Annotated in this window: 1 protein-coding gene; it reads right to left on the bottom strand. The window is 55.4% G+C overall.

Annotation, left to right across the window (positions count from 1 at the left end):
• On the bottom strand, positions 1–314 hold a 314-nt coding region (locus tag WN56_RS08695; RefSeq protein WP_046074626.1), incomplete at its 3' end, for a VCBS domain-containing protein.
• Positions 315–327: the final 13 nt, after the last annotated feature.

A 327-nucleotide genomic window follows, 5' to 3' on the forward strand; every position in this document is an offset into this window, starting at 1 on the left:
GTCACCTCATCACCGGCATCTAAGTTCTGCACGGCAGATTGATCAAGCGTGTAAGTCCAGCTGCCGTTCACCAGGTCGAGTGAGCCATAGGTACCTGCCTGTGTGACGTCGGCAAAGGTTGGCGCGTCGTCGCCATCGACATCACTGATCGCAATGGTGCCACTTGCAGTGACCGCGGCATCGCCCACGTTGCCTTCGGTGACTGAGCCGGTAAAGTTACCGGTGACTTCAGGTAAGTCGTCGGTGCCGGTAATGGTGATAACAATATCTTGCTGTGTGTTATCGCTTGCGGTGAGGGTGATGGTGTCTGTCACCTAGATCGGAAGA

It is taken from the genome of Salinivibrio sp. KP-1 (assembly GCF_000968645.1).
Classification (GTDB): domain Bacteria; phylum Pseudomonadota; class Gammaproteobacteria; order Enterobacterales; family Vibrionaceae; genus Salinivibrio; species Salinivibrio siamensis.